Source organism: Kitasatospora paranensis (genome assembly GCF_039544005.1).
Classification (GTDB): domain Bacteria; phylum Actinomycetota; class Actinomycetes; order Streptomycetales; family Streptomycetaceae; genus Kitasatospora; species Kitasatospora paranensis.
Window position 1 is genome coordinate 6,400,568 of the sequence record NZ_BAABKV010000001.1, and the last position, 12,173, is coordinate 6,412,740.

Below are 12,173 nucleotides of genomic sequence, written 5' to 3' on the forward strand. Positions count from 1 at the left end.
CGTATCGCGGGCCCTGCCGGCGTACGTTCCGTACGCCTTGTCGCCGCCCGGGCGCGGCCCGGTTGCCGCCCGGTTTCCCTGCCGTTTCCCGGCCCGGCCGGGGGCCCGGGGCCGGTGGCGGACCGGGCCCGTAGGCTTGCGGCCATGCGAGATTTTGCGGCGGGGCTGGGCTTCCTCTTCAAGGGGCAGCGGTGGGTGGCGCGGCACGGCCGCTGGTGGGGCTTCGGCATGATCCCCGCCCTGATCACGCTGGTCGGCTACGTGGCGGCGCTGACCGCGCTGGTGGTGTGGTCCGGCGACCTCGCCGACTGGGCCTCGCCGTTCGCCGACCACTGGGGCTCGCCGTGGCAGGGCCTGCTGCGCGGCACCCTCGCGGCGGCCGTGATCGGCCTCGGCGCCCTGCTGTCGATCGTCACCTTCACCGCCGTGACCCTGCTGGTCGGCCAGCCCTTCTACGAGTCGCTCTGCGCCACCGTGGACGAGAGCGAGGGCGATGCCCCTGCCGTCCCCGACCTGCCGTTCTGGCGCGAGATGCTGGTCTCGGCCCGGGACAGCCTGTCCGTGCTGGTGCGGGTGGCCGGGTTCGGTGTGCTGCTCTTCCTCGGCGGGTTCGTGCCGGCGGTCGGCCAGACCGTCGTACCCGTCCTGGGCTTCTGCGTCTCGGGCTATTTCCTGACGGTCGAGCTGACCGCGGTGGCGCTCCAGCGGCGCCGCGTGCCGCAGCGCGAGCGGCTGCGCCTGCTGCGCTCCCGGCTGGGCCTGGCACTGGGCTTCGGCGTGCCGCTGGTGCTGATGTTCCTGGTGCCCTTTCTGACCGTGCTCGCGATGCCGGGCGCGGTCGCCGGGGCCACACTGCTCGCCCGCGAACTCGTCCCGGGGACCGACGCCGACGACGCGGGGGAGCCCGAGGAACAGGACGCGGCGGACGCGCCGGCCGTCGGAGACGACGGGACGGCCCGCCTCACCAAGTGAAACCACAAGGAGTGACGGGAATTTGACATTCCGCCACCGACTGGCGGATAAAGGCCGTCATGAGCGCACCGGCTGGCACCCGTTCCACGGCCGCGAGGCCGGCCCCGGCGGGCATCGACCTCGCCGACCCGGCCTTCTGGCGGCGTCCCGCGGCGGACCGCGCCGCCGCCTTCGCCGAACTCCGGCGGCTGGACGGCCCGGTGGTGTTCACCGACCGGGCGACCGGCCGTCCCTTCCATGCCCTCGTCCGGCACGCCGACGTGGTGGCGGCCAGCCGCAACCCGGCGGTCTTCGTGAGCGCGCCGGGCGTCACCACGCCCGAACCGGCCCGCTGGGTGCGGACGGTGTTCGGCGACTCGATGGTCAACCTGGACGACCCGCGCCACGCCGACCTGCGCCGGGTGGTCTCCCGGGCGTTCACCCCGCGGCTGATCACCCGCGTGGAGGAGGACATCCGCAGCCTCGCGGTGGAGATCGTCGACGGGGTGGCGGCCCGCCGGCCGGAGGACTTCGTCGCCGCGGTCGCCGCCGAGCTCCCGTACCAGGTGATCTGCCGGATGATGGGCATCCCGGCCCGGCAGCGGCGGCAGATCCTCGACCAGGTCAACCGGGCGTCCGAGCACACCGGGGTGGCCCGCAGCCGGATCCGGATCCCCGGCCGGGGCCTGCGGGCGCTGGCCCGGATGCAGCTGGTGATCGCCGCGCTCGGCCGGGAGCGCCGCCGCCGCCCGACCGAGGACCTGATCTCCGCGCTGGTCGCCGCGGACGTCGACGGCCGGCACCTCAACTCCCGTGAGCTGGGCGCCTTCTTCTCGCTGCTGCTGGTCGCCGGGGTGGAGACCACCCGCAACGCGCTCGCGCACGGCCTGCACCTGCTCACCACCCACCCCGAGCAGCGCGACCTGCTGCTCGGCGACCTGGACGCCCACCTCGGCGGTGCCGTCGACGAGATCATCCGGTTCAGCACGCCGATCATCCAGTTCCGCCGCACCGTCGCCGCCGACCACGACCTGAACGGCACCCGGCTCGCGGCGGGCGACAAGGTGGTGCTGTTCTTCGGCTCCGCCAACCGCGACGAGGCGGTCTTCACCGACCCGGACACCTTCGACCTCACCCGCTCGCCCAACCCGCACCTCGGGTTCGGCGGCGGCGGCCCACTACTGCCTCGGCGCGTACCTCGCCCGGCAGGAGATGAAGTCGCTGTACCGCGAACTGTTCACCCGGCTGCCGCGGGTGCGCTCGATCGGCGATCCCGTCCTCGTCCCGTCCAGCTTCGACCACCGGGTCCGGTCGCTGCGCTTCACCTTCTGACCGGCACCCGCGCCACCCCCGATCCGTACGGTTCGCACCCGCGCCCTTGTCCGGTCCGGCAGGCGCCGCCGCCGCCCGCCGCGGCCTACCGTCCTGGCACCCGACCGTCCAGGACGAACGAGAGGCGCCCCCGTGCACCGTGCCGGCAGCGAGTGGCTGATCCACGACTACCGCGAGGACGACCTCGCGGCCGTCGTCCACCTCATCGACACCACCGCCGAACTCGGCCAGGAGTCGGTCTTCTCCCTGGCCGAGTGCATCACCGCGCTGACCTCCCGGCAGCCGGCCGTCGTCGCGGTCAGCGACGGCACCCCGATCGGGGCGGCGCTCGCCCACGTGGCCGGCGAGCGCGCCTGGGTGATGCGGATCGCGATCGCCCCCGGCCGGCGCGGCCGGGGCCTGGCCAGCGCCCTGCTGCGGGAGTTGGAGCGCCGCCTGCTGGAGCGCCGGGTGCGGCGCATCGCCTACGTGCTGCCGGCCGAGGAGCTGCTCGGCGAGGGCCTGCACAATGCCGGCTACACCCGCCGCCCGGCCGCGGCCTACTTCGAGAAGGACGAGCCGCAGGCCGGCCCCGCCGCGGGCCTGCTGGAGGAGCTCGGCGGCCGGCTGCTGCCCGGGGACCTCTGGGAGCGGATGGCCGGCATGGAGGCCGAGAAGTCGCTGATCGAGCGCCGCGTGGTGCTGCCGCTCGCCGAGCCCGAGCGGGCCGCCCGGCACGGCGTCCGGCCGCCGCGCGCCGTCGCCCTGTTCGGGCCGCCCGGCACCGGCAAGACGACCTTCGCGCGGGCCGTCGCCTCCCGGCTGGGCTGGCCGTTCGTCGAGCTGCTGCCCTCCCGGCTCGCCGACGAGGGCAACCTGGCAGCCGCGCTGCGCACCGCGTTCGCCCGGATCGCCCAGCTGGAACGCGTCCTGGTCTTCATCGACGAGGTGGAGGAGATCGCGCCCGTCCGCGGCGAGGGCGCGCCGTCCGGCATGCACGGCGTGACCAACGAGCTGCTGAAGCTCATCCCCGGCTTCCGGGAGGGCGAGGAGCGGCTGCTGGTCTGCGCGACCAACTCCGTGCGCTCCCTCGACTCGGCCTTCGTGCGGCACGGGCGGTTCGACTACCTGATCCCGATCGGCACCCCGGACGCGGCCGCCCGTTCCGCCATCTGGTCGCGCTACGCGCAGGCCCGCGCGGACGTCGACCTGGCCGCCCTGGTCGCCGCGAGCGAGCTGTTCACCCCGGCGGACATCGAGCACGCCGCGCGGAGCGCCGCCCAGGCCGCCTTCGAACGCGACCTCGGCACACCGGGCGGGGCGGCCGAGGCCGGGGCCACCACCGACGACTACCTCGCCGCGATCGCCCAGTGCCGGCCCACCGTGACGCCGGCGATGATCGAGCAGTTCACCGCCGACATCGCCTCGCACGCCCGGGTCTGAGCGGGCGGCCCCAACGGCCCGGCGCCGGGCTCAGCCGCCGGGGTGCGCGCCCACCGCGTCGCGGATCTGGTCGCCCAGACCGCCGTTGGCCCGCGCGCAGTTGGCGCAGCAGAAGAACATCCCCGCCACCTCCACCCCGTGGCCGACGATCCGGACGTTGCAGTGCTCGCAGCGCGGCGCGAGCTTCTCCATCGCGCACTCGAAGCTGTCGAAGGTGTAGGTGTCGCCGCTGACCGTCCTGATCTCGAAGGACAGCCAGTAGTCGTTCTTGCAGACCGCACAGACCGCCATGGTCACCACCTCGTCTCCCGTGGCCCGGCGATCCGGGCCTCCTCCCAGCGTCCGGCGGCCCGGGCACGGCGGCAATCGCAGCGCTGCCGAACGGAGCGCCGAACCGAGCGCCGGGCACACACCGGGGACACGGATACTGGAGACGGGGGCGGCGCCGTCCGGAGGAGGTCGTCATGATCGTGCGGATCTGGGAAGCCGTGGTGGCAGCCGCCCGGGCCGACGAGTTCTGCGCCCGGCTCCGGGCCGACGTCCTGCCGCAGATCCTCCGCACCGACGGCTGCCTCGCCGCGGAACTGCTGCGGGCCCTCGGTGACGGCGAGCACCGGGTGGTCATGATCACCAGGTGGCGGGACGAGGCCGCGCTGCGCGCCTACGCCGGCCCGATGTGGCGGATCCGGCCGGTGTGGGCCGAGGGCGAGCTCGCCTACCTGCTGCACCCGCCCACCGTGGTGCACTTCCGGCCGCTCACCCCGGAGTGACCGGCAGTCCCGCGTCCGCCTTCACCCGTTTCATCGTGAGCAGTGAGTTCACCTGCGCGATCCCCGGCAGGCCGGAGAGCACGTCGGTGATGAACCGCTCGTACGCGGCGATGTCCGCCACGGCGATCCGCAGCAGGTAATCCGGATCCCCGAACAGCCGGTGCGCCTCCACCACCTCCGGCAGGGCCGCCACCCGCTGCTCGAACTCGGCCACCGTCGCGCGGTCCTCGTGGCGCATCACCACCGTGACGAACGGCTGGAAGCCGCGCCCGACCGCGGCGCCGTCCAGCAGCGCCCGGTAGCCGGTGATCACCCCGTCCTGCTCCAGCTGCCGCACCCGGCGCAGGCACGGAGAAGGGGTGAGATCGACCCGGGAGGCCAGCTCGGCGTTGGTCAGCCGGCCGTCGCGCTGGAGCTCGCGGAGGATTCTGCGGTCGGTTCGGTCCATGGCGCAACATTCTGCCAAACGACCGCCCTGAACTGCACAGACAGGTCATCGGCTGCCCCGGCATTCCCGCTACCTTCGGTCACCGACGATCCCCTGCCGACATCCGGCCGACGACTCGGAGTGCCATGGACGCGCACGCGCTGCTGCTCTTCCTCGGGGTGGACCTCCTCCTGGTCTGCACCCCCGGGCCGGACTGGCTGTACATCGCAGCCCGCGGCCTCGGCCAGGGCCGCCGGTCGGCGCTGCTCGCCGTCGCCGGCGTCTGCGCCGGCTACACCGTGCACACCCTGCTCTCCGCGGCCGGCCTCGCCGCCGCCCTGCGGGCCGTCCCCGCCGCCCTGCCCGCACTGCGCTGGGCCGGCGCCGCCTACCTCGCCGTGCTCGCCCTCACCATGCTGCTCTCGCTGCGCCGCAGCGGCGGGCGGCTGCCCGAGGCCCGGCCGCAGCCCGCCGCCACCGTGCTGCGCCAGAGCATGCTGACCGCCCTCCTCAACCCCAAGGGCCTGCTGCTCTACCTCTCGCTCGTCCCGCAGTTCGTCGACCCGGCCGCCGGCCTACCGGTCGGCGGCCAGGTGCTGGCCCTCGGCGCCGTCAACGTGCTGGCCTGCGCCGGCATCTACGGGGCGGTCGCCCTCGCGGCCGGCCGGGCCGGGACGAGGCTCGGCGCCACTCCGGCCGCGGCCCGCCGGATGACCGCGGTCTCCGCCGTCCTGCTGCTGCTCGTCGCCGGTGTCACCGCCGGCGCCTGAGAAAGTGTTGGGTAAGCGGGGGACTACTCGGTTTTGAGGTCGTCGGCGAGGCGGCGGGCTGCTTCGGTCTCGATGGGGCCGCGCGGTTCGATCTCCTCGCCGGCGAGGCGAGCGGCCATGAGCCGGATCATCGCAACCTTGATCATCGCCTCGGCGTGCGCGGTCTTGCGTTCGTAGTCCCGTGCCAACCGTCTGCACCGCCCCAGCCAGGAGAAAGTCCGCTCCACCACCCACCTGCGGGGCAGCACCCGGAAGCCTTTCACATCGGCGTTCCGCGGCACCGCGACGATCTCCAGGTTCTCGTGCTCCGCCGCCCAGCCGACCAGGCTGGCATCGACGACATTGACGTAGCCGCCGTCGACCCAGACCAGCCCGACCTGCGGAAACAGGTTCCGGATCCCGGCAAGGACCAGCTTCGCGCCCGCCCGGTCCTGCACCGAGGCCGAGTGCACGACCGCCCGCAGCACGAGTCCACAGGTGTCCACCAGCAGGTGCCGCTTGCGGCCACGCACACGCTTGCCCGCGTCGTAGCCGATCGCCTGCCCGCCCTGGTGACTGCGAGCCGACTGCGAGTCCAGCACCGCCGCCGACGGCTGCGGATCCCGGCCGTCCGCCAGCCGGACCCGCTCGCGCAGCGCGTCGTGGACCCGGTCCCAGGTCCCGTCCGCCGTCCAGGCACGAAACCACCGATAGGCCGCGTCCCACGGCGCCAGGTCATGCGGCACCAGCCGCCAGGCACAACCGCTGACCAGCACGTACAGCACGGTGTCCACAATCAGCCTGCGCGGGAACTTCAACGGACGGCCACCCCGACGCAGGTCCCGCTCCGGCAGCAACGGCTCGATCACCGCCCACTGAGCATCCGTCAACGACGATTCATAGGACGGCTTACACGAACAGACACACATGGCGGCGATCTTCGCGGACACCTCGCCCGCGAAGATCACAACCCATGCATCACTCCATGCAGCTGATCAATTACCCAACACTTTCTGAGCCGGGCCGAATCGCCCTGTCCGAAGACGAACTGATCACCCGTCGGACACACTCCGGCCGCCTGGCCGACCACTGCGGCGCCTACCCTGCGTCGGTATGACGCAGGACGGGCAGGGGAGCGCCGGGGGCGAGGCGCCAACCGGGCACTACATCGTGTGCGGGGGCAACGCGCTCGCCCACCGGCTGGTGGTGGAGCTGACCGAGCACTACGACGTGCCGGTGGTGGCCCTGGTGCCCGACCGGTCCCGCGACCACGGCCCGCGGATCGCCCAACTCCCGGGCGTCGCCGCCGTGCTGGAGTACGGCACGGTCACCGGCGAGGCCCTGGGGGCGGCCGGTGCGGCGACCGCCCGGGGGATCGCCCTGGTCGACGGCGACGACCAGCAGAACATCCACGCGGCGCTCGGCGCCGAGGAGCGCAACCCGGGGATCCGGATCGTCCTGAGGGTGTTCAACCAGCGCCTCGGCGAGCACATCGAGCGGTTGCTGCCCAACTGCGCCGCGCTCTCCGGCTCCGCCACCGCCGCGCCCGCCTTCGCCAACGGCGTGCTCGGCCGCCCCAACTCGGTCGAGGTCGACGGACGCTACCTGTACATCGCCCATGACGAGGACATCACTGCCTCCCGGCTCTGCCTGGTGGCCGACCGGATCGACCGCCGGGACCTCACCCGGGTGCGCCTGCTGCCGGACAGCGCCGGCCGGGCCGCCGAGTTCATCGCCCTGGCCCGCCGCCTGGGCGACAACGGCCCGGCGGACCCGTCGGCCGCGCCGCCGACGACGCCGGAGGACCACGGCGGCCTGGCCGCGCTGCAGGCGCTCACCGCCGAGCCGCCGCTGCGCGTGCCCTGGACGTCCCGGCTGCGCTGGACGCTGCTGGACGCCCTGCGCTACGTCACCGGCGCCCGGATGCGCCTGGTGCTCGGCACCGCCCTGGTCGCCGTGGTGCTCAGCACGGTCGTCCTCTGGACGGCGAACCGGGACGCCGGCTGGTCGGTCTACCTCGCCCTGCTCGACCTCGCCGGTGCGGCCCAGCCCGACGACCCCGGCCACGGGGGAGCCTGCAGCGGGTCGCACAGGTGGTGATCACCTTCTGCGGGATCACCTTCATGCCGCTGGCGACCGCGATCGTCGTCGAGGCGCTCGCCAGCGGCCGCCGCGGGCTGCCGCGCGGGCCGGGCGCCGGGGTGAGCGGCCACGTCGTGGTGGTCGGCCTCGGCAATGTCGGCACCCGGGTCGCGACGCTGGTGCACGCCACCGGGGTGCCGGTGGTCTGCGTGGAACGCGACCCGCAGGCCCGCGGCATCGCCGCCGTCCGCGCCCTCGGCATCCCCGTGCTGGTCGGCGACGCCCCGCTGGAGAGCCAGCTGCGCCGCGCCCGGATCCACCGCGCCCGCGCGCTCGCCGCGGTGACCAGCGACGACGCGGTCAACCTGGAGGCCGCGCTGGAGGCCAGGGCCGTCCAGCCGCACGTACGGATCGTGGTGCGGCTGTTCGACGACGACTTCGCCCACCACGTCTACGCGACCCTGGGCAACGTCGCCTCCCGCTCGGTCTCCTACCTGTCCGCCCCGGCGTTCGCCGCCGCGCTGATGGGCCGTGAGGTGCTCGGCACGCTCTCGGTCTACCGGCACGTGCTGCTGATCGCCGAGCTCGCGGTGGAGGCCGGCACCGGACCGGTCGGCCGGGACCTGCACGCCGTCGAGGCGCCCGGCGGTGTCCGGGTGATCGCGGTGCGGCGGGCCGGCCGCGCCGTGCTCCAGTGGAACCCGGCCGACCGGGCCCGCCGGCTGGAGGTGGGCGACCGGATCGTGGTCGCCGCGACCCGCAGCGGCCTGGCCAGGCTCGGCGACCCGCTGCCACCCGCGCCGGACGGGCCACCCGCGCCGGACGGGCCGGCGGCCGCCGACGGCGGGGCCGGGGCCGCGGCGGGCGGCGCCCCGGTCAGTCCGTGACGCCCGCGGCCCGGGCGGCGGCCAGCCAGGCCGGGTAGGCGGCCAGCAGCCGCTCGTAGAGCACGCCGTCGGCCAGGTCCCGGGGGCGCCGCCCGGTCGCGCAGAAGCCGGCGTTCGGTGTGGCGCGGCCGTCCAGGGCGGCCAGTGAGCGCAGGAAGGCGAACTGCTTGGCCTCGTGCTCGCCGAAGCCGAGGAACTGCCAGAACACCGGCAGGCCCGAGGAGTCCCGCAGCAGCTTGAGCACGGCCTTGCGGTCGAACGCGGCACCGTCGGTCTGGAAGATCACGAACGCCGGGTCGGTCGCGCCGCACCGCCGGTAGTGGTCCAGCACGGCCTTCATCGCGGGCGCGTACCGGGTGCCGCCGAACGTTGCCCCGACGGCTTTGCGGACCTGCTCCACGGCGCCCGCGTGCCGTCCGATCTCCACCTCGTACGGCTGGTACGCCCGGTCGTGGAAGAGCACCACCGGCACCGTGCCGTCGTCGTCCAGGTTGGCCGACAGCGCCAGCGACTGCTCGGCCAGGCGCTGGACGGAGCCGTCCCGGTAGAGGCCGCTCATCGAGGCGGAGTGGTCCAGCACGAGGTAGACGGCGGCCCGCCGGCCGTCGAGCCCCTGCTTGCGCAGCGACACCCCGGCGGTCTTGTACAGCGAGACCAGGGCGGGTGCGTCGGCCTGCAGCTTGGCCAGGCTGATCGCCGGCGCGGACGCCGCGGGCCCGGAGCCCGCGTCGGTCGCGGGCGAGGGCGCGGTCGGCGGTGCGACTGCGGCTGCGGGCGGTACGGCAGCGGTACGGCGACGGCGAAACGGCCACATGGGAGCCCCCTTGCTTCGATGCAGGGAGAGATCGTCGCAGCCCCGGCCGCGGGGCGCAATGACGGTGACGGATGCCGCGGCCCGCCGGCCGGGCCGGCGGGCCGTCAGGACGTCAGCGGTGCCGGAAGTCCGGCGTGCGCTTCTCGGCGAAGGCCGCCATGCCCTCCTTCTGGTCGGCCGTGGCGAACGCCGCGTGGAAGAGCCGGCGCTCGAAGCGCACCCCTCGGCGAGGGTGGTCTCGAAGGCGCGGTTGACGCTCTCCTTCATCATCACCGCGGCCGGCGCGGACATCGCGGCGACGGTCTCCGCGACCGCCATCGCCTCGTCGAGCAGGTCCGCCGCGGGAACGATCCGGGAGACCAGGCCGGCCCGCTCGGCCTCCTCGGCGCCCATCATCCGGCCGGTCAGGCAGAGTTCCATCGCCTTGGCCTTGCCGATCGCCCGGGTGAGCCGCTGCGAGCCGCCGATGCCCGGGATGACGCCGAGCTTGATCTCCGGCTGGCCGAACCTCGCGGTGTCGGCGGCGAGCAGGATGTCGCACAGCATGGCCAGCTCGCAGCCGCCGCCCAGCGCGTAGCCGGCGACCGCCGCGACGACGGGCTTGTGCAGCTGTCCGAGCCGGTCCCAGGGGCCGAGCCAGTCGTCCAGGTAGACGTCCGGGAAGCGGTTGTCCTGCATCTCCTTGATGTCGGCGCCGGCCGCGAACGCCTTCTCCGAGCCGGTGATGACCAGACAGCCGATCTCCGGGTCGCGGTCGAAGGCCGTGGCGGCCTCCACGACCTCGTTCATCAGCTGCGAGTTGAGCGCGTTCAGCGCCTTCGGCCGGTTGAGCGTGATCAGGCCGACCCGGCCCTTGCGGTCGACCAGGATCGTCTCGTACGCGGTCATCGTCGTTGATTCCCTTCGTTGCGCGGTGGCACGGCGCGCGCCCTCACGGTGAACACGATCTCCGACCGGCCGGTCGGTGCGCCAGTCTCGCCAGGCGAGACGGAGGTCACGCCGGCGGTGTCCGGTCGAGCCGCAGCGCCGGCCCCGTGAAGTACCGGGCGACGTCCGGCTCGCCGACCTCGGCGAGGGTGGCCGGCCGCCACTTCGGGTCACGGTCCTTGTCGACCACCTGCGCGCGGATCCCCTCCACCAGGTCGTGCGAGTCGAGGGCGGCGCAGGAGACCAGGTACTCCTGTTCCAGGGTCTCGGCCAGCGAGGTGTGCGTACGGGCGCGGCGCAGGGCGGCGAGGGCCACCTTGACGGCGGTCGGCGACAGGCCGCGGATCTGCTCGGCGGCCTCCTTGGCGTCCGGGTCGCCGGCGGCGTCGAGCCGGTCGAGGATCTCCTCGACGGTGTCGGCGGCGTAGCAGGTGTCGATCCATCCGCGCCGGGCGGCCAGGTCGGCGGCGGGGGCCTGGGCGGTGTGTCCGGCGAGCGCCTCGGCGGGGGTGCGGTCGGCCAGGGCGGCGAGCAGGGCGGGCAGTTCGGCGGAGGGCACGTAGTGGTCGGCGAAGCCGCAGAGCAGGGCGTCGCCCGGGCCCATCGAGGCGGAGGTCAGGGCCAGGTGGGTGCCGAGCTCACCGGGGGCCCGCGCCAGCAGGCGGCTGCCGCCGACGTCGGGCACCAGGCCGATCCGGGTCTCCGGCATCGCGACCCGGGAGCGCTCGGTGACGATCCGGACGGAGCCGTGCGCGGACAGCCCCACGCCGCCGCCCATGGTGATGCCGTCCATCACCGCCACGTACGGCTTCGGGTAGCGCGAGATCAGGAGGTTGAGCCGGTACTCGTCGCGGAAGAACACCCGCGCGCCCTCGCCGCCGGCCTTGGCGTCGTCGTGCAGCACCCGGATGTCGGCACCGGCGCACAGCCCGCGCTCCCCGGCGCCGGTCAGCACGACCGCCCGGACGGAGTCGTCGTCGGCCCAGGCCCGCAGGGTGTCGCCGATCGCGGTCAGCATCGGGTGGGTCAGTGCGTTGAGCGCCCTCGGGCGGTCCAGGACGATCCGGCCGACCCGGCCGTCCTGCCCGAATTCCACACTCATGAGGTCTCTCCCGTCTCGAATGCCGTGCCGCGGGAAACGATACGGGTGACCGGCCGCCGGGCCGGCCGACACCGAGGGGGAGCGGATGGGGACGGTGCTGGACGCACTGGTGGGGGCCGTGCTGGCGGTCACGCTGGTGGCGATGCTGGTGGGGCGGCCGCCGGTCGGGCTGCGGGTGCCGATCGTGGCGGTGGCCGCGGTGGCGGCGGCCTGGCGCGGGCTCGGCGACGGCCCGGTCTGGCTGCTGTGGCTGGTGGGGGTGGTCATCCTGGTCTGCGCGGCCAACCTGGCGATGGGCATCGCGGTGGGGCGCCGGATACGGCCGGCCGACCCGCAGGTGCTGCGGGCCGAGGTGCTGGCGGCGGCGGCCGGGGACGCGCCGCCGGAGCAGATCCTGCTGGGTGTCGCCCCGGGTGGCGCCCTGCTGCTGACCGGGGTCCGCGACGAGGGGGCGATGCTGACCCACGGCTGCCCGATCTGCTTCCTGGAGGACGTGGTGGAGGGCCTGGTCGGCCCCGACGCCCCGGTGGTGGCCGCGTACCGGCGGCACGTGCTCGGCGGCACCAACCGCCTGGTCGACCTGCACCGCGGCGTGATCGACGGCCGCTGGCATGCCGACCTGCGGCCGGTCCGCGGCGCGCAGCGGCCGTTCCGCCCGCCGTTCTGTCCGGTGCACGCGGCGTGACCCGGGTCCAGGACGGCGGGCGGCG

General features: G+C 74.3%; 12 protein-coding genes and 2 pseudogenes. 8 read left to right on the forward strand and 6 right to left on the reverse strand.

The window, feature by feature from the left end; genetic code table 11:
- The first annotated feature begins 144 nt into the window (after positions 1–144).
- The 3 genes and pseudogenes from ABEB13_RS30425 to ABEB13_RS30435 all read left to right on the forward strand — a co-directional run bounded on the left by ABEB13_RS30425 (position 145) and on the right by ABEB13_RS30435 (position 3,705).
- Positions 145–972 carry an EI24 domain-containing protein gene (locus tag ABEB13_RS30425; RefSeq protein ID WP_345708020.1) on the forward strand — a complete coding sequence of 276 codons (828 nt, stop codon included), beginning with the start codon at positions 145–147 and terminating at the stop codon, positions 970–972.
- Between the two features lie 59 nt (positions 973–1,031).
- Positions 1,032–2,283: pseudogene (locus tag ABEB13_RS30430) on the forward strand (cytochrome P450).
- A 132-nt stretch (positions 2,284–2,415) separates the two neighbouring features.
- Positions 2,416–3,705, forward strand: coding sequence for an ATP-binding protein (locus ABEB13_RS30435; RefSeq protein WP_345708021.1), 1,290 nt, complete (start codon positions 2,416–2,418; stop codon positions 3,703–3,705).
- Positions 3,706–3,735: 30 nt separating this feature from the next.
- Here ABEB13_RS30435 and ABEB13_RS30440 read toward each other — a convergent pair whose 3' ends face one another.
- Positions 3,736–3,996: a Prokaryotic metallothionein gene (locus ABEB13_RS30440; protein WP_100892499.1), complete on the reverse strand. Its 261-nt coding sequence runs from the start codon at positions 3,994–3,996 to the stop codon at positions 3,736–3,738.
- Positions 3,997–4,169: 173 nt separating this feature from the next.
- Here ABEB13_RS30440 and ABEB13_RS30445 point away from each other — a divergent pair, with 173 nt between their 5' ends.
- A complete protein-coding gene (locus ABEB13_RS30445; protein WP_345708022.1) occupies positions 4,170–4,475 on the forward strand; it encodes an antibiotic biosynthesis monooxygenase family protein in 306 nt (101 codons plus the stop codon).
- On the opposite strand, the gene ABEB13_RS30450 is transcribed toward ABEB13_RS30445, so the two are convergent.
- Complete coding sequence (locus tag ABEB13_RS30450) at positions 4,462–4,923, reverse strand: Lrp/AsnC family transcriptional regulator (RefSeq protein ID WP_345708023.1); 462 nt, start codon at positions 4,921–4,923, stop codon at positions 4,462–4,464. The two genes, ABEB13_RS30445 and ABEB13_RS30450, sit on opposite strands and share 14 nt — an antisense overlap.
- A gap of 125 nt (positions 4,924–5,048) precedes the next feature.
- On the opposite strand from ABEB13_RS30450, the gene ABEB13_RS30455 reads away from it, so the two are divergent.
- Positions 5,049–5,672 (forward strand): LysE family translocator, encoded by a 624-nt coding sequence (locus ABEB13_RS30455; protein ID WP_345708024.1) that lies wholly within the window; start codon positions 5,049–5,051, stop codon positions 5,670–5,672.
- Between the two features lie 23 nt (positions 5,673–5,695).
- On the opposite strand, the gene ABEB13_RS30460 is transcribed toward ABEB13_RS30455, so the two are convergent.
- Positions 5,696–6,580 carry an IS5 family transposase gene (locus ABEB13_RS30460; protein ID WP_345709548.1) on the reverse strand — a complete coding sequence of 295 codons (885 nt, stop codon included), beginning with the start codon at positions 6,578–6,580 and terminating at the stop codon, positions 5,696–5,698.
- A gap of 184 nt (positions 6,581–6,764) precedes the next feature.
- Between ABEB13_RS30460 and ABEB13_RS30465 the strand changes: the two genes are divergently transcribed.
- Together ABEB13_RS30465 and ABEB13_RS30470 are read left to right on the forward strand one after the other, a co-directional pair.
- Positions 6,765–7,751, forward strand: coding sequence for an NAD-binding protein (locus ABEB13_RS30465; RefSeq protein ID WP_345708025.1), 987 nt, complete (start codon positions 6,765–6,767; stop codon positions 7,749–7,751).
- The gene (locus ABEB13_RS30470) at positions 7,745–8,620 is read left to right on the forward strand and encodes an NAD-binding protein (protein ID WP_345708026.1); all 876 of its coding nucleotides are present in this window, start codon (positions 7,745–7,747) and stop codon (positions 8,618–8,620) included. Before ABEB13_RS30465 ends, ABEB13_RS30470 begins: the two co-directional genes overlap by 7 nt.
- On the opposite strand, the gene ABEB13_RS30475 is transcribed toward ABEB13_RS30470, so the two are convergent.
- The 3 genes and pseudogenes from ABEB13_RS30475 to ABEB13_RS30485 form a co-directional block, all read right to left on the reverse strand.
- Positions 8,610–9,434 carry a VWA domain-containing protein gene (locus ABEB13_RS30475; RefSeq protein ID WP_345708027.1) on the reverse strand — a complete coding sequence of 275 codons (825 nt, stop codon included), beginning with the start codon at positions 9,432–9,434 and terminating at the stop codon, positions 8,610–8,612. The genes ABEB13_RS30470 and ABEB13_RS30475 overlap by 11 nt on opposite strands.
- A gap of 112 nt (positions 9,435–9,546) precedes the next feature.
- A pseudogene (locus ABEB13_RS30480) lies at positions 9,547–10,322 on the reverse strand (enoyl-CoA hydratase).
- 106 nt (positions 10,323–10,428) lie between these two features.
- Entirely contained in the window at positions 10,429–11,463 is a 1,035-nt protein-coding gene (locus tag ABEB13_RS30485) for an enoyl-CoA hydratase/isomerase family protein (protein ID WP_345708028.1), read from the reverse strand.
- A gap of 85 nt (positions 11,464–11,548) precedes the next feature.
- Here ABEB13_RS30485 and ABEB13_RS30490 point away from each other — a divergent pair, with 85 nt between their 5' ends.
- A complete protein-coding gene (locus ABEB13_RS30490; RefSeq protein WP_345708029.1) occupies positions 11,549–12,148 on the forward strand; it encodes a hypothetical protein in 600 nt (199 codons plus the stop codon).
- The last annotated feature ends 25 nt before the right edge of the window (positions 12,149–12,173 follow it).

What these genes read in the sequence shown, in the direction of transcription:
- ABEB13_RS30445 (WP_345708022.1), top strand. Translation starts at nt 4,170, where the DNA reads ATGATCGTGCGGATCTGGGAAGCCGTGGTGGCAGCCGCCCGGGCCGAC.
- ABEB13_RS30460 (WP_345709548.1), bottom strand. Translation starts at nt 6,580, where the DNA reads ATGTGTGTCTGTTCGTGTAAGCCGTCCTATGAATCGTCGTTGACGGAT.
- ABEB13_RS30450 (WP_345708023.1), bottom strand. Translation starts at nt 4,923, where the DNA reads ATGGACCGAACCGACCGCAGAATCCTCCGCGAGCTCCAGCGCGACGGC.
- ABEB13_RS30425 (WP_345708020.1), top strand. Translation starts at nt 145, where the DNA reads ATGCGAGATTTTGCGGCGGGGCTGGGCTTCCTCTTCAAGGGGCAGCGG.
- ABEB13_RS30485 (WP_345708028.1), bottom strand. Translation starts at nt 11,463, where the DNA reads ATGAGTGTGGAATTCGGGCAGGACGGCCGGGTCGGCCGGATCGTCCTG.
- ABEB13_RS30465 (WP_345708025.1), top strand. Translation starts at nt 6,765, where the DNA reads ATGACGCAGGACGGGCAGGGGAGCGCCGGGGGCGAGGCGCCAACCGGG.
- ABEB13_RS30440 (WP_100892499.1), bottom strand. Translation starts at nt 3,996, where the DNA reads ATGGCGGTCTGTGCGGTCTGCAAGAACGACTACTGGCTGTCCTTCGAG.
- ABEB13_RS30455 (WP_345708024.1), top strand. Translation starts at nt 5,049, where the DNA reads ATGGACGCGCACGCGCTGCTGCTCTTCCTCGGGGTGGACCTCCTCCTG.
- ABEB13_RS30475 (WP_345708027.1), bottom strand. Translation starts at nt 9,434, where the DNA reads ATGTGGCCGTTTCGCCGTCGCCGTACCGCTGCCGTACCGCCCGCAGCC.
- ABEB13_RS30490 (WP_345708029.1), top strand. Translation starts at nt 11,549, where the DNA reads ATGGGGACGGTGCTGGACGCACTGGTGGGGGCCGTGCTGGCGGTCACG.